The following is a 17,574-nucleotide window of genomic DNA, read 5'->3' as shown; positions in this document are numbered from 1 at the left end:
GGGCGCTCAGGTCCCCAGGGAGGTGGGCGCAGGCGGCGCGATGCGCAGCCCGAGCGTCCAGCCGACCCACGCCAGCGCCAGTCCGAGGAGCACGCTGGCGGCGATATAGGTCGCCGCCCGGGCCGGGGCGCCGTCGCGAAGCAGGGAGAGGGTCTCGATCCCGAAGGCGGAAAAGGTCGTGAACCCGCCCAGGAGCCCGGTGACGAGGAAGAGTTTCGCGTCGCGGTCCATCGCGGCGAAGGGCGCGAAGGTGATGCCCTCGGCGTGTCGGTGAGCGGTCAGCCCGGCGACCACCCCGATCGCGAGGCAGCCGAGCAGGTTCACGCCCAGCGTGCCCCATGGAAAGACGACGACCGGGGCGATGCCCGGGGCTGCGGCGGCTCCGGGGGAGGGCGTCGGGGTCGGGCCGATCCGGTAGGTCCAGACTGAGACGAGGTATCGCAGCGCGCTGCCGATTCCTCCTCCGGCCGCGACGAGGGCGAGGTGCTTGAGCATTACACGGAGGGTAACGGGAATCTGCAGGAAAGGCCTTGCGTCTGGGCGGGATCCGGGGGAGAGTGATGACGATCCGTCGCGCGGCGGGTCTGGAACGAACGATCTCCCGGGAGTCCGAGCGATGGCGGCAGCGAATCGGTGGTGCGTGGCGTTGGCGGCGGCGGTCGCGTCGTCTGGGTGCGTGTTCGCGCAGGCGCCCGGCGAGGTGGACCGGCGCTGGCTGGATACCTCGATCACGCAGGCGGAGCGCGACCGGCTCGACACGCTGGTTGGGCTGGCGCCCCCGGATTTTTCGCCTGATATGCGCTGGGTCGACGAGCGGGTGTCGCTGGCGGATCTCGGCGGCAAGGTGGTGCTCGTGCAGTTCTGGAGCCGCACGGACCGGCGCGGGACGCTGCGCCTCGAGCAGCTCGCCGAGTTGCGCGCGAAGGCGGGCGAGGACCTCGCGATCATCGCGGTGCACACCTCGGCGGCGGCGCAGGGAGTCGAGCAGTTCCTCGAGCGTCGCCCGGCGCCGGTACCGGTGACGATCGACGCGACCGGCGCGTACGCGACGGCGCTGGGGGCCCGTTCCCCGGTGGTGAACCTGCTGATCGATCGCGCCGGGAAGACGCGGTATGTCATGCTGAACCCGCAGGGTCTGGCGGCGGCGACCGATCTGCTGCTGGCAGAGGCAGCGCCTTCACCGAGCGAGGAAGGGGCAGCGCCGGCGCAGACCCCGGAGGCCCCGGCTTCGCGCCCGCCCACGGCGCGCCCCGAGAACCGGCGCGACTCGTCTGGGTTCTGGGCGGATCGCATTCCGGACGAGTACTTCCCGGAGCAGACAGCAAGGGTCGACAGCGCCACCGACCTTCGCGGCAAACGGGGCCCGGCGATCGAGGTCGAGCGCTGGGTCACCGCCCAGCCCGACGCGTCGCACCGGGTGGTGGTGGTGGACTTCTGGGCGACCTGGTGCGGGCCCTGCGTGGGGAGCATCCCCCATAAAAACGCTCTGCAGCAGGCGTTCCGGGACGAGGTGCTCGTGATCGGCGTGAGCAGCGAGCCCTTCGAGACCGTCCGGAAGTGGATGCCTGGCAAGGGGATACGCTACAGCGTCGGGGTCGACACCAAGCAGGCGATGGGGTCGGTGGTCCGCAACCGGTACATCCCGTACTCGGTCGTCTACAGCCCTGACGGGGTGATCCGGTGGCAAGGCGACACGCGCCGGCTGGATAAGGAGACGCTGGGCAAGATCGTCGAGGGCTCGCGACGGGCGGCGCGTCAGAAGTAACCCCGGCGGCGTCGGGCGACCGGGTGTCACACTGGGCAGTTCGAAAATTTTTTGCTCCGGACAACCCCTCCAGACTTGGGGCTGGGGCTGTCTCGTGGTACATTCTGAGTCACGAGCGGCATGGCTGCTCGGGGAAACACGTCGCCCTGTCGGAGTAGGAACCGGCACGGCGCAGCAACTTGCTGCAGAAATAGGAGAGATCCTCATGGTTTCGCGTATTCTGGCTTCGGCCGCCCTTGTCGCTTGCGCCGGTTCGGCCATGGCGTCGTCCACCGTGTACACCGACCTCGCGAGCTTCCTCGCGAACACGCAGCCCGGCTTCTTCTTCAACAACTTCACCGGCGTTCCGACCGGCTCGGTGCCCTCGGTTGGCGCGGCTGGCAACGGCTACGCCTACACGATCACTGCGACCGGCCTGGGTTCGAACAACCTGTTCAATGACCCCGGCATCATCTCGACCGACTCGGCTCTCGACGCGATCCTGGTGACCTTCACCGGCGCGCCCGTGACCGCGATCGCCGGCAACTTCTGGGCGTCGGACATCAACTTCCTCCCGACCGGCACCAACATCACCATCAACCTGAGCGACGGCACGAACGTGAACTTCGGCACCACCGGCCCGAACACGTTCCGTGGCTTCACCTCGAACGTCGCGATCACCAGCATGACGATCGATGCACCTGAGTCTCCCGCCAACGCGTGGGCGACCATGGACAACTTCTACGTCGGCGCGGCGATCCCCGCTCCCGGCGCCGTCGCGATGCTCGGCCTCGCCGGCCTGGTCGCGAACCGTCGTCGTCGCTGAATCAGCACGAGCTGAATCAGTCTGACTGCAAAGCAAAGGCCCGCCCTTCTCACGATGGGCGGGCCTTCTTCGTTGGTTCGGTCGGTCGTGCGTCGGTTACTCGACGGTGACGCTCTTGGCGAGGTTGCGCGGCTTGTCGACGTCGTGGCCGCGCAGCACCGCGGCGTGGTACGCGACGAGTTGCAGCGGGATCACGGTGAGCAGGGGCGAGAGCGCCTCGGGGATGTCGGGCACATAGAAGACCTCGTCGGCGAGGGTTCGGATCTCGTGGTCGCCCTCGGTGGCGACGGCGATGACGCGCCCGCCTCGCGACTTCACTTCCTGGATGTTGCTGAGGACCTTCTCGTACTGCGCGCCGCGGTTGGCGACGAAGACGCAGGGCATTCCGTCGCTGATGAGGGCGATGGGCCCGTGCTTCATCTCGGCGGCGGGCATGCCCTCGGCGTGGATGTACGAGATTTCCTTGAGTTTCAGCGCGCCCTCGAGGGCGACGGGGTAGTTGTACCCGCGCCCGAGGAAGAGCCAGTTTTCCTGGTCGATGTAGCGGCTGGTGACATCGCGGATCTCCTCGCTCTGCACGAGGATGCGGTCGATCAGGTCGGGCACGCTCTCGAGGGCGCGCAGGATCTGGCCCGACTGCTCGGTGGACATGAAGCGCCGGCGCGCGAGGAAGAGCGCGAGCATCGTGAGCACCGCGACCTGTCCGGTGAAGGCCTTGGTCGAGGCGACGCCGATCTCGGGGCCGACGCGCAGGTAGACGCCGGCGTCGGTCTCGCGCGACATGGTGGAGCCGACGACGTTGACGACGCCCAGCGCGAGCGCGCCTCGCTCCTTCGCTTCGATGAGGGCGGCGAGGGTGTCGGCGGTCTCGCCTGACTGGCTGACGGCGATGGCGACCGTGCCGTCTTCGATGATGGGGTTGCGGTAGCGGAACTCGCTGGCGTATTCGCACTCGGCCGGGACCTTGGCGAGGTCCTCGATGAGGTACTCGCCGATCATCGCGGCGTGGAGGGCGGTTCCCTGCGCCATGAGGATGAACCGCCGGGACTTCACGAGCGAGCGGGCGAGCTGGCCGACGCCTCCCAGGACGACGCGCCCCTCGCGATGGTCGATGCGGCCTCGCATGGTCTGGCGCAGCGAGCGTGGCTGCTCGAAGATCTCCTTGAGCATGTAGTGGGGGTAGCCGCCCAGCTCGATCTGCTCGAGTTCGACCTCGAGCTGGTGCACCTTGTGGCTGACGGGCACGTTGTCGATGGTGGTGGTGCGGAAGGAGTTTCGCGTGAGCTTGCAGACCTGGTAGTCGTCGAGGGTGATCGCCTGCGAGGTGTGGGCAACGATGGCGCTGGCGTCGGAGGCGACGATGTACTCGCTGGCGCCGACGCCCACGATGAGTGGCGAGCCCTTGCGCGCCACGACGAGGGTGTCGGGCTCGGTTTTGCAGATCACCGCGATGGCGTAGGCGCCGGTCACCTCGCGCAGGGCGGTCTGGACGGCGCGCTCGAGGTCGCCGTCGTAGACCTCGGCGATGAGGTTGACGAGGACCTCGGTGTCGGTCTCGCTCTGGAAGACGTGGCCCTTCTCTTCGAGGAGGGTGCGCAGGGCGGCGTAGTTCTCGATGATGCCGTTGTGGATGATCGCGAACCGCCCGGAGTCGTCGATGTGGGGGTGGGCGTTGACGTCGGTGACGGCGCCGTGGGTGGCCCAGCGGGTGTGGGCGAGCCCGAGCGAGCCCTGGAGGGAGACGCTGTGGGCGTTGGTCTTGGCTTCGAGGTTGGCGACGCGCCCGACGGACTTCACGACGCGCAGGTCGGAGTCGAGGATGGCGACGCCGGCGGAGTCATAGCCGCGGTACTCGAGGCGCTTGAGCCCTTCGATCAGGAATGGGAGGGCGGGTTTGGCCCCGATATAGGCGACGATTCCGCACATGGTCCGAACCTTTCCTCTTGCGTCGCGCCCGGAGCCGGGCGGGTGTCATCCCTGACAGTATCGGCAGATCGGCGACGGGTCCGGACAGGGGAGCCGGGGTTCCGGGGCGCCGCGGTCCGGGCCCGGGGGGGGCGAGGGCCTGCGGGTGTAGTACGGGCCGGCGATGGTCGGGTTCGTGCCCGGGCCGGGTCCGGGAAGTGTGGAGCGATCAGGTCTTCCCGGCGCTCGCTTCTGCTCGGAGCATCTCGAGGGCCAGACGCGCGTCGGGCGCGAAGCCGTCCTCGCCCAGCTTGCCGAGCAGGCCGGCGCTGAGGAGCGCTCGCCTGACATCGGCGCGAGCGCCGGCGACGATCACCCGCGTCCCCTGGTTGGCGCACTTGCGGAGCAGCTCTTCGAGCGCGTACAGGCCGGTCGCGTCGATCGCCGGGACGGACGCGAGACTCAGCACGAGCGTCTTGGGCGGCCTGGCGACGGCGTCGAGCGTGTCGCGCAGCTTGAAGGCGGCGCCGAAGAAGAAGGGGCCCTGCACCTCGTAGATCTCGACGCCGTCGAGCTTGCCCTGTGCCGCGTCTGCGTCGCTGGGGGCGCCGGAGCTCCCGTTCTGCGCGCTGACGACGTTGACGCCCGACACCTCGGCCATGCGCTTGATGAAGAGCATCGCGGCCAGCACCAGGCCGGCCTGCACCGCGACGGTCAGGTCGATGAGCACGGTGAGCGCAAAGGTGGTCAACAGGACCGCGGCGTCGCTGCGCGGGCCGTTGAGCAGCCAGCGGAAGCGGTGCAGCTCGGCCATGCGGTACGCGACGACGACCAGCACCGCCGAGAGGGCGGCCAGCGGGATCAGGGCCGCGTATTTGCCCAGCGCGAGGACGATCGCGAGCAGCACCATCGCGTGGGTGATTCCGGCGATGGGGGTGCGTCCCCCGGCCTGGATGTTCGTCGCGGTGCGCGCGATCGCGCCGGTGGCAGGGATGCCGCCGAACAGGGGGGTGGCGAGGTTCGCGACCCCCTGGGCAATGAGCTCGGTGTTGCTCTTGTGTTTCGTGCCCGTCATGCCGTCGGCGACGACGGCGCAGAGGAGGGACTCGATCCCGGCGAGGATCGCGATGGTGAACGCCGGCACGATCAGGTCGGGGACGCGAGCCCGGATCTCGGCGAACGACGCGTCGGGCAATCGCGGCATGGGCAGGCCGGACGGGATCGCCCCGAAGCGGTCGCCGATGGTCTCGATGGGGACGCCGGCAAACTTGCGCAGCAGCACCGCCGCGACGGTCGCGACGACCATGACGACCACGGGCGCCGGGATCTTGCGCGTGACGAGCTTGGGAAAGACAATGAGCGCGGCGACGCAGCCAAGCCCCATGATCGCGGTCGGCGGGTCAACGGTCGTCGCGTGGGTGAAGTACCACTGGACCTTGCCGATGAACTCGGGGGGCACGGAGTCCGCAGGGTTGACAGGCGAGAGCCCGAAGAGATCCTTGATCTGCCCGGCGAAGATGACGACGGCGATGCCGGTCGTGAAGCCGGTGGTGACGGGGTAGGGGATGAATTTGATCATCCCTCCCAGCCCCACGACGCCCATGATGACGAGGATCATCCCGGCCATGAGCGTCGCGAGGACGAGCCCGAGGTACCCGTGCTGGGCCGCGATCGCGTAGACGATGACGACGAAGGCGCCGGTGGGCCCCCCGATGCAGGCGCGCGTGCCGCCGAGCGCCGAGATGAGGAAGCCGGCGACGATCGCCGTGAACAGGCCCATCACCGGGGGCGAGAGGCCCGCCTCGCTGGCGACATTTTCGGGGATGGAGGCGATGCCGAAGGCGAGGGCCAGAGGCAGAGCGACGACACCGACGGTCAGCCCGGCGCTGAGGTCGCGGGTGAACTTCGGGAGGGTGTACCCCCGGAGACTGCTGAGCAACTCCGGGAGGAAGGTCTGTTGTCGCATTGGGGGGCCGTGGAAGGCCGGGCCCGAGAGGGCCGGGGGAGGGGCATGGAGGTGTCGGTGCGAGCGTACATCATTGCATCGGCGTTCCGGGAGTCACGCTTTCAGCGCAGAATCGCTTCGGACCCGGGCCGGCGCCCCCTCCGTACCATTCCCCGATGAGCGACCTGTGGGCAACGCGTCGGGCGGAAGCGCGAGAGAAGGCGTCGCCCCTCGCGTGGCGGATGCGCCCGCGCACGCTCGATGAGTACGAGGGGCAGGGGCACATCATCGGGGAGGGCAGACTGCTCCGGAAGATGATCGAGTCGGGGGCGATGACCTCGATCATCCTGCACGGGCCCCCGGGGACGGGGAAGACGACGCTCGCCGAGGTGATCGCCAACGCCACGGACCGGGCGTTCGAGCGCGAGAACGCCGCGAGCGTGGGGGTGAAGCGGATCCGGGAGATCATCGACGAGGCGGGCGCGCGCCTGGAGGGCAGCGGCAGGCGGACGATCCTGTTCCTCGACGAGATCCATCGCTTCAGCAAGAGCCAGCAGGATGTGCTGCTGGGCGATGTCGAGCGCGGGATGATCACGCTGATCGGCGCGACGACGGAGAACCCGCTGTTCACCGTGAACTCGGCGCTGGTCAGCCGCAGCACGCTGTTCCGGCTCGAGCCGCTGAGCGAAGACGCGATCGTGCGAATCGTCCGGCGCGCGATCGCCGACGAGGATCGGGGGTTCGGTCGCCTGACGATCACCATCGACGACGACGCGCTGCGCGTGTGGGCGATCAAGAGCGACGGCGACGCCCGGCGCGCGCTGACGGCGCTGGAAGTCGCGGTGACGAGCGGGCAGCGCGAGGGCGCTCCCGGCAAGGCGATCCACATCACGAAGGACGACGCGGAGCAGTCGATCCAGCAGAAGGCGGTCGTCTACGCGCCGGGCGGCGACGAGCATTACGACTCGATCAGCGCGATGATCAAGAGCGTGCGTGGGAGCGATCCGGACGCCGCGGTGTACTGGATCGCGCGGATGCTGGAGGGTGGCGAGGACCCGAACTTCATCGCGCGCCGGCTGGCGATCCTCGCGAGCGAGGACATCGGCAACGCCGACCCGAGGGGGATTCAGGTGGCGGCGGCGACCTGGGAACTCGTCGAGCGCATCGGCATGCCCGAGGCGCGGATCACGCTGAGCCAGTGCGCGATCTACCTGGCGCTCGCGCCCAAAAGCAACGCGAGTTATGTCGCGATCAACGAGGCGATGGCGGATGTGAAGGAGGGGCGCACGATCCCGGTCCCCGTCTTCCTGCAGAGCCCGAACAAGGCGGAGAGCGAGAACGACCCGCGCTTCGCGAAGGGGCGCCAGCGCTACGAGTACACCCACGACACCGGCGCGAACACGAGCATCGGGGGCGTGAGCGAGCAGAGTTACCTGGGCGTGGACAAGGAGTACTACCGCCCGACGGACCGGGGGCTGGAGCAGAAGTTGAAGGAGCGCCTGGACGAGGTGCGCAGGGTGAAGCGAGGCGGCCGCGCGCCGAATCCCTGACAGGGGCGCGCTCGAACGAAGTGTCGTGAAGCCCCGCCTTACCCTCACACTCCAGATCCTCGCGGCGATCACGCTGCCGCTGCCTTGTCTGTCGATCACCTGGGGGTCGTGGCTGGTCGCGGCGGCGGAGCGCGTCTCGCCGTGGGCGGAACGAGGCGCGATCGGCGTGCTCGCGCTGCTGGGCGCGGCGCCGGTGTTCGTGATGGTCTGGCTCGCGCTGCTCGTGCGCGCCGAGCGGACGCGCCGCGCGCGGGGGCTGTGCGTCGCGTGCGCCTACCCGCTGCGCGATGTCGAGGGGCTGCGATGTCCGGAATGCGGGGAGCGGTTTCCTCCCGGGGTCGCGCCGGGGCGAGACATCCCGGTGCTTCCGGGCAACACTTGACGCGTGTTCGGCAAACTCCTGTTCATCCTGGTCGCGATCGTGCTGCCCCTGGCCGGGATGGCGTGGCTGGTCGCGCAGGCGATACGGATGCTCGGTGGGCAGGGCGCGTGCTTCGCGCTGCCTCTGCTGTTTGTGTACGGCGTCGCGCTGCTGCTGGTGATCGAGTTCCAGAAGGGGCGCAGCGCGTCCCGGCGCGCGAAGCGCCTGTGCGAACGCTGCGGCTACGACCGCTCGGGCGTGCCCGGGGGCGTGTGCCCGGAGTGCGGCTCGTCGGAGTAAGAGAGAGACTCACCGCGGAGGGCGCAGAGGACGCAGAGGTTGAAGAAAGGGGTGGCGTGGTACGGCGCAGCCGTGCCACGGGGGCGTGTCCTTCACCCCTCCCGCTCGCGGGAGGGGGTGGGGGAGGGGGATCTGGATGGTGCGTGAATCCCCAGGGCCCTCCACCGTCCCCCTCCCGCGAGCGGGAGGGGGGAGAGCCAAAGCGGCTACACTGGCCCTCAGCCACGACACGCCGGTGGGCGGGAGCCCGGATCGAGAGAGGGTCAATGAGCACGATGAGCACTTCGGAACGCGTCTTCATCAAGGATTTCCGCCCCTCGGAGCGGTTCCAGGGCATCTTCGCCATGATGAACGCCCAGCGCGGCATGACCAAGACGGGCAAGCCGTACCTCAAGTGCCTCTTCCGCGATAAGACGGGCGAACTGCCGGCGCGCATGTGGTCGGTGCCCGACTCCCTCTTCTCGCGCATCGGCGCCGAGGGCTTCGTGTGGGCCGAGGGCGAGACCCAGCCCTACCAGGGCGAGCTCCAGCTCATCATCCACACGATCGACCCGATCGAGCCCTCCGCCAAGCAACTCCAGGAACTGCTGCCCACCACCACCAAGAGCATCCCGGGGATGTTCCAGGAGGTCGTCGGGGTCCTCGGGACGCTCCAGCACCCCGCCGCCAAGGCGCTCGCGCAGACCTATCTCGACGACGAGATGCTGATGGACCACTTCCGGCACGCTCCGGCGGCGCGGTCGATGCACCACGCGTACCTTGGCGGGCTGCTCGAGCACACGCTGCAACTGCTGAAGGTCGCCGAGGCGCTGCTGCCGCTCTATCCGAAGCTCAGCCGCGATGTCGTGCTGCTCGGTCTGTTCCTGCACGACCTGGGCAAGACGCGCGAACTGTCGTGGGAGACGGGGTTCAACTACACCGATCGCGGCGATCTGGTCGGGCACATCGTCGAGGGCGCGATCATGCTGCACGACAAGTCGCAGCAGGCGATGGCCGCGCACGGCGTGCGCATGCCGGCCGGGTTCATCACCGTGCTGCAGCACATCATCCTGTCGCACCACGGCATCCCCGAGTACGGCGCCGCCAAGATCCCCTCGACCCCCGAGGCGATCTTCATCTCGATCCTCGACAACCTCGACGCGAAGACCACCATGGCGCTGAGCGCGGCACGCCCGGAGATCGAGCGTGAGTTCGATCTGGGCGGCAATTTCACCGAGAAGCACTGGGGTCTGGGGACGAAGTTGTACCGGCCCGATCCGCTGGGGTGACCGGACCGTTCCTCAGCGGCAGGGCTGGCCGAATGCTGTGAGCACGATGTTCAGGTCGGCGAAGTCGATGCCCCCGTCGGCGTTGACATCCCCGGTCCCGCCGTCGATGGCGCCGAACGAAGTCAGCACGATGCTGAGATCGGCGAAATCGACCACGCCGTCCTGCGTTGCGTCGCCCGGCAGTTCCCGGATGTACTGCGGGCGGAGATTGTGGAGCGTGGCGCGCATACGGGCGACCTGCTGAGGCGTGAAGTCCGTGCGGCAAGTCTTCCGGGAATAGGACATCAGGTTCAGAGTGTCCGGCGCGTAGGGCAGGCCGCCGCAGGTCGGCGCGACGACGCCGGTGTACTGGCAAGCCGTGCTGACCCGGTTCGTGAGGTTGGGGTCGGCGGGAGTGTCGCAGATGAGATCGCCAGCAACGTCGCAGTTGCTGGCGTCCGTGCATTCCCGTCCGAAGGCGGTCTCGTGTGTGTGATAGAGATCGAGGTAGTGGCCGATCTCGTGGGGGACGGTGGAGGGGTTGCTGGGCAGGCCGGCGCAGGAGTTCTTGACGATGATCCCCTGCACGGGGCTCGTCGTGAACGAAGCGGTGCCGCAGATGCTCGATCCGTTGCTTCGCGGATCCGGGGCGAAATAGATATTGATTGTCCCGGGCGCCGGGTTTCGCCGACGGAGTTCGTCGAACAGTGGGCGCGTGTTGAGCGCGAAGTAGAAGGTATCGTTGTCGACATACCGGATCTCACCGGGCACGCAGAACACGATGCCAGCCTGGGCGAAGGCGGCGTTGCTGTCGACGACGGACTGGAAAACCTGCTCGATGTCGATGCCGCCAGTTCCCTCGCTAGTGCGGACGATGTGGAGCGTGAGGGGGACATAGCGGACGCCCTGGTTGTCCTCGCGCAGGGAGTAGACGCCGGCGCGATCGAGCGAGCGGATGATCTCGACCTCTTCGGGCGTGGGGGTGGAGAGACACTCGGTCTCGCCGGCGTGCGTGAGGGCGGAGAGCGTCGAGAAGGCAACGACAAACGAGGACGAGAAGCGCTTGCGTGACATTGGGTTACTCCCGGAGTTCCGACCCGGAACTCGCGAGAGCAAAATAGCGGATGGTCCGCGTCAGCACAAGTAGAAAATCGAAAGGGATCAATCCCTCAGCAAGGTTGCCGCGGCGTCGTGGTAGAGAGCCTTCAGCAGCTCCTTCGGCAGCGACCTGCCCACCAGTCGCGGCGCCGACATCGCGTCGTGTTTCGTGGGCTCGACGAGCATCAGGTCGGGGTCGGCGATGGGGGATTCGCCCTCGTAGTCGGTTTCCCACATGGTGCGCAGCGCCCAATAGCGGCTGGCGTAGAGGTCGAAGGCGCCCTCGGGGGTGTTCGAGAGTTCGCCCATGCCGCGATAGCCGTCCTCGGGGGTGAGGTGGGCGTCCATAGTCACGATGTCGGAGCCGAAGAGCAGGCGCCCGCGCCACTTCTCGAGGAACGCGAGGAGTTTCGCGCGCGGGTGCTTCGAGAGTTCGCGCACGATCCACTTGGTGGCGGAGGTGTCGAGGTAAAAATTCGGTCGGCGCGTCAGCAGGCCGTCGAGGAAGTCGATGTCCTCGGGCCATCCGCCCATGTGGGCGATGATCCAGGGCTGCGTGTACTCGGCGCCGAGTTTCTCGAGGGGCTCGTACTGCTGGGCCTTCGTGCCGTACTTCGAAGCGTCGGCGTATTTGGTCTGGAACCAGGTGTCGGGGTCGGCGATGTGCGCCATGAAGAGCATGCCCAGATCGGCGCCGCGCTCCATCTGTTTGCGCCGCCAGGGTCCGTCGAGGCGCATCATGTCGGGGTCGCCGATCTCGGCGGCGTAGTCGACGCCGCGTGGGGCACACCAGAACTTGAGGATCTTCGCGCCGAACTCGTGGTTCCATCGGGTGATGTCGTCGAGGTATCCCTGCGTGTGCGCGTGCCTGCGGTTCTCGCTCATGAAGTTGGGGACGGCGATGAAGCGGATCGCGTCGCCCATGTTCTTGACGACGAGCGGCGCGTCTTCGAGGCGCGACATCGAGTAGACGCGCGAGACGCCGTAGAGCGAGCGGGCCTCGTTGAAGATGGCGGACGCCCGGTCTCCGTTGATATGGGAGTGGGCGTCGATGATGGGGCAGGGGGGCGGGCCCATGCGCGCGGCTTCGGCGCGGTAGTCGAGCCGCAATCGGTTGGCGGGAGTGGGCGAGGAAGGGGCCCCGGGCGTGGTGGTTGGCGTGGTTGATCCATCGGCGCGCAGATTGGCCTGGCTCATACGCGATGGTACGCGCCGGCGCGATAGGATCCTGTTCATGCTCGGCCGACTCGCCAGGTCCGTTGCCCGCTCTCTGAAAGCCACCGAGCCACAGGTCGGCGCGCCGAGCGGCGGCATGGGCGATCACCTCAAGCCCTACCAGGAAGCGGTGGATCGCTTCGGCGCGTGCTTCGAGGCGACGCTGTGGGCGAGCGAACGCCATCAGCGCACGCGGTTCGAGGTGCTGGCGCGTGAGTGCCCGTTCGAGGGGTTGTCGGTGCTCGACGCCGGCTGCGCCCGGGCGGAGCTGCTGGCGTATCTGGGCGAGCACGCCACGATGCCGCGTCTGTACATCGGGATCGAGGGCGTCGACGCGCTGGCGAGCGCGGCCAGAGCGTGCCTTCACGGCTGCCGCGTCCCGTCGCTGATCCTCGGGGGCGACTTCGTCCATGACGAGGGTCTGCTTTCGCGCGCGGCGATCGACGCGGGCGAGCCGGACGGGCGAGCGGATGTCGTGGTGTTTTCCGGCTCGCTGAACACGCTCAGGACCGAAGCGGCGATCGGCGTGCTGGAGCGCGCGTGGCCCGTGGCGCGGCACGCGCTGGCGTTCAATTTCCTCTCGGATTGCTGCGACGAGACCATCCGGGGCGGGGACACAGGCCCGGCCCATCGGTTCGACACGCGCCGGGTGTTGGAGTGGGCCCTGTCGCAGACGCCCCTCGTCCGCTTCCGGCAGGACTACTTCGAGGGCGGGCACGACGCGACCGTGGTCCTGCGGCGCGGGGCGGACTGACGCGCCCGGTGCGCCGGTTTCGGGGTCAGGGGCGCGTCCCGTGCGCTGTTTCGCGGATCTGGGCCAGCTTTCGCAGAACCCGGGCCCGATTCCCCCGATAATCCCTGTCGTGCGCCTGCCCTGGCCCCTATCCCGACGCGACCGCCGCTTCCGGCGCTCCCGGTCCGCCCAGTCGGACGATCGGGTGGGCGTGCTGCGCCGGCTGCTGCCCAGCATGTACCACCGGCGTCTGGCGCTGCTGACGCTGGCGTTCTTCGTGCCCTTCGGCGCGGTCATGCTGCGCGTGGGGTACCTGACGACGGTCAAGGCCGACGAGTTGACCGCCCGGGCGGAGCGTGCCCTGCTTCGCAGCCAGTGGACTCCCACGGTGCGTGGGCGCATCCTCGACAGGCAGGGTCGCGCCCTCGCGCTGGACCGGCCGAGCTTCGAGGTGCGCGTCGAGTACGAGATGATCTCGGGCGAGTGGGCGCGTCGGGAAGCGGAACGCCACGCGCGTGAGCGCCATCGCGACGTGTGGTCGACGCTGGACGGCGTCGGTCGCGAGCGACTCGCGTCGCGCTATCGCCCGATGTTCGACGACGAGCTGGAGCAGATGTGGTCGCTGCTGGGCCAGCTCGTTGGCGTGGATCAGGACGAGGTGCAGCGCCGTCGCGCCGCGGTGCTCGAGAATGTCCAGCGGATCGCCGCCAGCCAGTGGGAGCGGGCGCGTGTGCGGCGGGAGCGCGAGATCCTCGAGAACACTGGTCGAGAGGTGTCGGTCGAGCTGCGCGCCGTGGCGCGACCCATCGCCGAGCAGCGCCGGTCGCACGCGCTGTTCCGCAGCGTGAGCGATTCTGTCGCGCTCGACATCCGCCGGCTGGCGGACAACCTGCCCGGGGTGAGCGTGTACGACGCGGGCCTGCGCGAGTACCCCTTCGAGACGATGACGGTCGAGGTCCCGCTGCGCAGCATGCCCCTGCCGCTGAGGTCCGAGGGAAGCAAGTCCGTCGTCGTTCGCGGCGTGGGCACGCACGTGCTGGGGTGGATGCGCGACGACGTGCACGCCGAGGACGTCGCGCGACGCCCACGGTTCGACCCCCAGACCGGCGCGATCGATCGAGGGTTCTACGACGCGCAGCGCGATCGCATCGGGCACACCGGGATCGAGGCGTCGCAGGAGGATCGCCTGCGCGGGCTTCGCGGCGTGCGCCTGCGCCACCTCGACACCGGCGAGGTCGAGACGACCGAGCCCTCGCCGGGCGAGGATGTCCGGCTGACGATCGACATCGCGCTGCAGGCGCGCGTGCAGGCGGCGATGTCGCCCGAGCTGGGTCTTACCCTCGCGCAGCCCTGGCACGACAACCCGGACGTGCCCGACGGCGCACGCCTCAACGGCGCCGCCGTCGTGCTCGATCTTGCGAGCGGCGAGATCCTCGCGCTGGTGACGACGCCCTCGTTCACGCGCCACGAGATCCGCGATGATCCGCGATCGATTTTTCTGGATCGCATCAACACGCCCTGGATCGACCGCGCGACGGAGGCGATCTATCCCCCCGGGTCGGTCGTGAAGGCGATGATCCTCGTCGGCGCGATCCAGCAGGGGGTGCATCGCCTCGACAAGCACATCGAGTGCACGGGCCACCTGCTGCCGGGGCGCACCGACCTGTATCGCTGCTGGATTTACAAGCGTTTCGGCCAGACGCACTCGGGGGCGCACGCCGGCGGCCTGAGCGGTCAGGAAGCGCTGGCGGTGTCGTGCAACATCTATTTCTACACCCTCGGGCGTGCGCTCGGGCCCAAGGGCATCGAGCGGCTGTATCGCGAGTACGGGTTGGGCGAGACCTTCGGTCTGGGCATCGGGCCGGAAGCGCCGGGCGTGATCGGCTCGCTGGGCAGCGGCGCGATCAACCCGAGCGACGCGATCCTGATGGGGATGGGGCAGGGGCCCGTCGCGTGGACTCCGCTGCACGCGGCGGACGCGATGGCGACGCTGGCGCGCGGCGGGCTGCGTCTGTCGCCGCGGATCGTCGCCGACGAGGCCCCGCGCGCGACGGACCTGCGTCTGGACCCATCCGCCGTGCGCGAAGCGATGCGCGGGCTGTGGCGCTCGGTGAACGATCCGATCGGCACGGGAACGCGGCTGACCTTCGACGGCCGGCGCGACCTGATCTTCAACGCGCCGGGCGTGGATGTCTGGGGCAAGACGGGCACCGCCGACGCGCCGCCGCTCGTGGTCGATCCCGACGGCGACGGGCCGATGGAGCCGATGGTCGTGCGATCGGGCGATCACTCGTGGTTCGTCGTGCTCGCCGGGCCCAAGGGCAAGGACCCGCGCTACGTGATCTCGGTGATGATGGAGTACGGCGGCAGCGGCGGCAAGGTCAGCGGGCCGATCGCGAACCAGATCGTGCACGCGCTCGTCGCTGAGGGGTATCTCCCGGGCGGGCCCGAGCGGGCTCCGACGCCCGACCCGAGGGCGTCCCGATGACGCGCACCGCGACGCCCTCGCCCCGCTCGGCGCGCGAGTACACGCCGCGAGGGCTCTATACCGCCGCGAGAGCCGGTGCGCTGCCCCGTCTGATGCTCGGGCGCCCCGAGACATGGACGCTGCTGCTGTCGACCTTTCTCCTGATCGCGATCGGCGTGTTCGCGATCAGTCTGACCGGTGGGACGGACGTGGAGGGGCTCTCGTCGCTGGCGAAGAAGCAGGTGTTCCTGGCGACGGTCGGGGCTGTCGCGGGCGCGTGCCTGATCGTGCCACACTACAGGACGCTGGGCGCGCTGGCGTGGCTTGCTGCGGCGTGCGCCGTCGGGTTGCTGGTGTTCCTGCTGATCCCGTTCGTGCCGAGTTCGATCGTGCGTCCGATCAACGGCGCGCGCGCGTGGATTAACCTCGGGTCTTTCGGCCTGCAGCCGGCGGAGTTCACGAAGATCGCGTTCGTGCTGCTGCTGGCGAGGTACCTGAGGTATCGCAAGACCTATCGGCGCTTCACGGGGCTGATCGCGCCGGCGATGATCACCTTCGTTCCCTTCGCGCTGATCTCGCTCCAGCCCGACCTGGGCACGGCGCTGCTGTTCCTGCCGGCGCTCGTGGCGATGCTGCTGGCGGCGGGGGCGAAGCTGAAGCACTTCGTCATCGTGGGCGTGATCGGGCTCGCCATGGCGCCGCTGTCGTACCCGTTCCTGCTGCCTCACCAGAAGCAGCGGATCGAGGCGCTGGTGCACTCGTACCAGGGCGACACCTCGACGGCGGACACGATCCAGTTCCAGACACGCAAGGCGATGGAGCTGATGGGGGCCGGGGGCGTCGCCGGGGTGCCCGAGCAGAAGTCGCGTGCGCTGATCCGCTACAACGCGCTGCCCGAGGCGCACAACGACATGATCTTCGCGGTGATCGTGAACCGGGCGGGTCTGCTGGGCGCCGGCGTGGTGCTCGCGCTGTACGCGATCTGGCTGGCGTCGGCCCTGGCGATCGCCGCACGCTGCCGCGACCCGTTCGGGCGGATCGTCGCGGTGGGCATCGCGTCGTTCGTGCCGGTCCAGGCGTTCGTGAACACGGGGGTGTGCACGGGGATTCTGCCGGTCGTCGGGGTTACGCTACCGTTCCTTTCCTACGGCGGGTCGTCCGTGATCGCTCTCCTGATGGGCGTCGGGATCCTCGTCAATATCTCCATCCGCCCGCCGCGGCAGATGCAGCGCGCGTCCTTTGAGTTCGACGACGATGACGAGATCTAAGCCCAGACCACGCCCGACGCGCCCACACGCCCAACGCCAGGCGTCCAAGCCCCCATCGCCTCCAGAGCCCCCGGCCCCGCTTCGCGAGTTCTTCGCCCCCGGGCTCGCGCCGCTCGGCGCGCCCGCGTCGTTCCTGGTCGCGGCGAACGAGGCGAACATCCGCTTCGAGCCCGGCGAGGTCGAGACGCTCGGGCGCTATCTCGCGGTCCTCCTCGACGCGAACACGCGGTTCAATCTGACAGCGATCAAGGACCCGGCCGACGCGTGGGAGAAGCACATCCTCGATTCCCTGACGCTGCTGCCCGTCCTCGCGGACCTGCAGAACGACGAGGGCGCGATCCGCATCGCAGACATCGGATCGGGCGGCGGCGCCCCGGCGATCCCGCTGGCGATCGTGATGCCCAAGGCGAAGTTCACGCTGATCGAGTCGACCGCGAAGAAGGCGGACTTCCTGCGCGCGTGTGCCGCGGAGCTGGGGCTGGCCAACATCGAGGTGGTGTGCGAGCGGGCCGAGACGCTCGGGGCGCACGGGTCGCTGCTGCGCGCGCAGTTCGACGCGGTCACGGCGCGCGCGGTTGGTCGCCTCGCGATCCTGGCGGAACTGGCCGTGCCGCTGGTGAAGGTGGGGGGGCTGGTCGCGCTGGTGAAGGGCCAGCAGGCGGACGCGGAGCTCGAGGAAGCGAAGCAGGCGCTGTACCTGCTGCACGCGAGCCACGCCGGGACGGTCGACACGCCAACCGGGCGGATCGTGGTGCTGGAGAAGCGCCGGACGACTCCGGTGGACTTCCCTCGCAAGCCGGGCGAGCCGGCGCGTGCGCCGCTGGGCGTGGCGCGCGAGAGGCCAAGCCGCGAGGACCGAGCGAAGGCCCCGCCGCGTGAGAAGAAGCCTCGCGGCCCTCGCCGCGAAGGGTGACG

The 17,574-nt window shown here is 68.9% G+C and carries 15 protein-coding genes; 10 read left to right on the top strand and 5 right to left on the bottom strand.

Features of this window, described 5'->3' with window-relative positions; genetic code table 11:
- Positions 1 to 6: 6 nt before the first annotated feature.
- Complete coding sequence (locus KF684_02910; protein MBX3351860.1) at positions 7 to 495, bottom strand: CrcB family protein; 489 nt, start codon at positions 493 to 495, stop codon at positions 7 to 9.
- A gap of 121 nt (positions 496 to 616) precedes the next feature.
- Between KF684_02910 and KF684_02905 the strand changes: the two genes are divergently transcribed.
- Positions 617 to 1,765 carry a redoxin domain-containing protein gene (locus KF684_02905; protein ID MBX3351859.1) on the top strand — a complete coding sequence of 383 codons (1,149 nt, stop codon included), beginning with the start codon at positions 617 to 619 and terminating at the stop codon, positions 1,763 to 1,765.
- A 205-nt stretch (positions 1,766 to 1,970) separates the two neighbouring features.
- On the top strand, positions 1,971 to 2,570 hold the full coding sequence (locus KF684_02900; protein ID MBX3351858.1) for a hypothetical protein: 600 nt from the start codon (positions 1,971 to 1,973) through the stop codon (positions 2,568 to 2,570).
- Between the two features lie 96 nt (positions 2,571 to 2,666).
- Here the strand turns inward: KF684_02900 and glmS are convergent, their stop codons facing one another.
- Together glmS and KF684_02890 are read right to left on the bottom strand one after the other, a co-directional pair.
- The gene (glmS, locus tag KF684_02895) at positions 2,667 to 4,496 is read right to left on the bottom strand and encodes a glutamine--fructose-6-phosphate transaminase (isomerizing) (GenBank protein ID MBX3351857.1); all 1,830 of its coding nucleotides are present in this window, start codon (positions 4,494 to 4,496) and stop codon (positions 2,667 to 2,669) included.
- A gap of 208 nt (positions 4,497 to 4,704) precedes the next feature.
- Positions 4,705 to 6,441: an STAS domain-containing protein gene (locus KF684_02890; protein ID MBX3351856.1), complete on the bottom strand. Its 1,737-nt coding sequence runs from the start codon at positions 6,439 to 6,441 to the stop codon at positions 4,705 to 4,707.
- Positions 6,442 to 6,596: 155 nt separating this feature from the next.
- Between KF684_02890 and KF684_02885 the strand changes: the two genes are divergently transcribed.
- From KF684_02885 to KF684_02870, 4 genes are all read left to right on the top strand, one after another.
- Complete coding sequence (locus KF684_02885; protein MBX3351855.1) at positions 6,597 to 7,970, top strand: replication-associated recombination protein A; 1,374 nt, start codon at positions 6,597 to 6,599, stop codon at positions 7,968 to 7,970.
- A gap of 25 nt (positions 7,971 to 7,995) precedes the next feature.
- Positions 7,996 to 8,352: a hypothetical protein gene (locus KF684_02880; protein ID MBX3351854.1), complete on the top strand. Its 357-nt coding sequence runs from the start codon at positions 7,996 to 7,998 to the stop codon at positions 8,350 to 8,352.
- 3 nt (positions 8,353 to 8,355) lie between these two features.
- Positions 8,356 to 8,631: a hypothetical protein gene (locus KF684_02875; GenBank protein ID MBX3351853.1), complete on the top strand. Its 276-nt coding sequence runs from the start codon at positions 8,356 to 8,358 to the stop codon at positions 8,629 to 8,631.
- Positions 8,632 to 8,906: 275 nt separating this feature from the next.
- Positions 8,907 to 9,899, top strand: a complete 993-nt coding sequence (locus tag KF684_02870; protein MBX3351852.1) for an HD domain-containing protein — start codon at positions 8,907 to 8,909, stop codon at positions 9,897 to 9,899.
- A gap of 12 nt (positions 9,900 to 9,911) precedes the next feature.
- Here KF684_02870 and KF684_02865 read toward each other — a convergent pair whose 3' ends face one another.
- Entirely contained in the window at positions 9,912 to 10,952 is a 1,041-nt protein-coding gene (locus KF684_02865) for a hypothetical protein (GenBank protein MBX3351851.1), read from the bottom strand.
- Between the two features lie 87 nt (positions 10,953 to 11,039).
- On the bottom strand, positions 11,040 to 12,173 hold the full coding sequence (locus tag KF684_02860; protein MBX3351850.1) for an amidohydrolase family protein: 1,134 nt from the start codon (positions 12,171 to 12,173) through the stop codon (positions 11,040 to 11,042).
- A gap of 37 nt (positions 12,174 to 12,210) precedes the next feature.
- Here KF684_02860 and KF684_02855 point away from each other — a divergent pair, with 37 nt between their 5' ends.
- The 4 genes from KF684_02855 to rsmG all read left to right on the top strand — a co-directional run bounded on the left by KF684_02855 (position 12,211) and on the right by rsmG (position 17,572).
- Positions 12,211 to 12,945 (top strand): hypothetical protein, encoded by a 735-nt coding sequence (locus tag KF684_02855; protein MBX3351849.1) that lies wholly within the window; start codon positions 12,211 to 12,213, stop codon positions 12,943 to 12,945.
- Positions 12,946 to 13,054: 109 nt separating this feature from the next.
- Positions 13,055 to 15,412: a hypothetical protein gene (locus KF684_02850; protein ID MBX3351848.1), complete on the top strand. Its 2,358-nt coding sequence runs from the start codon at positions 13,055 to 13,057 to the stop codon at positions 15,410 to 15,412.
- A complete protein-coding gene (locus KF684_02845) occupies positions 15,409 to 16,659 on the top strand; it encodes an FtsW/RodA/SpoVE family cell cycle protein (protein MBX3351847.1) in 1,251 nt (416 codons plus the stop codon). The genes KF684_02850 and KF684_02845 overlap by 4 nt, the downstream gene beginning before the upstream one ends.
- Positions 16,646 to 17,572: a 16S rRNA (guanine(527)-N(7))-methyltransferase RsmG gene (rsmG, locus tag KF684_02840; protein ID MBX3351846.1), complete on the top strand. Its 927-nt coding sequence runs from the start codon at positions 16,646 to 16,648 to the stop codon at positions 17,570 to 17,572. Before KF684_02845 ends, rsmG begins: the two co-directional genes overlap by 14 nt.
- Positions 17,573 to 17,574 lie beyond the last annotated feature (2 nt).

The sequence above is a fragment of the Phycisphaeraceae bacterium genome (assembly GCA_019636675.1).
In the GTDB taxonomy this organism is placed as follows: domain Bacteria; phylum Planctomycetota; class Phycisphaerae; order Phycisphaerales; family UBA1924; genus JAHBXC01.
The sequence above is the reverse complement of the archived record's forward strand: the minus strand, read 5'-3'. Positions and strand labels throughout refer to the sequence as shown.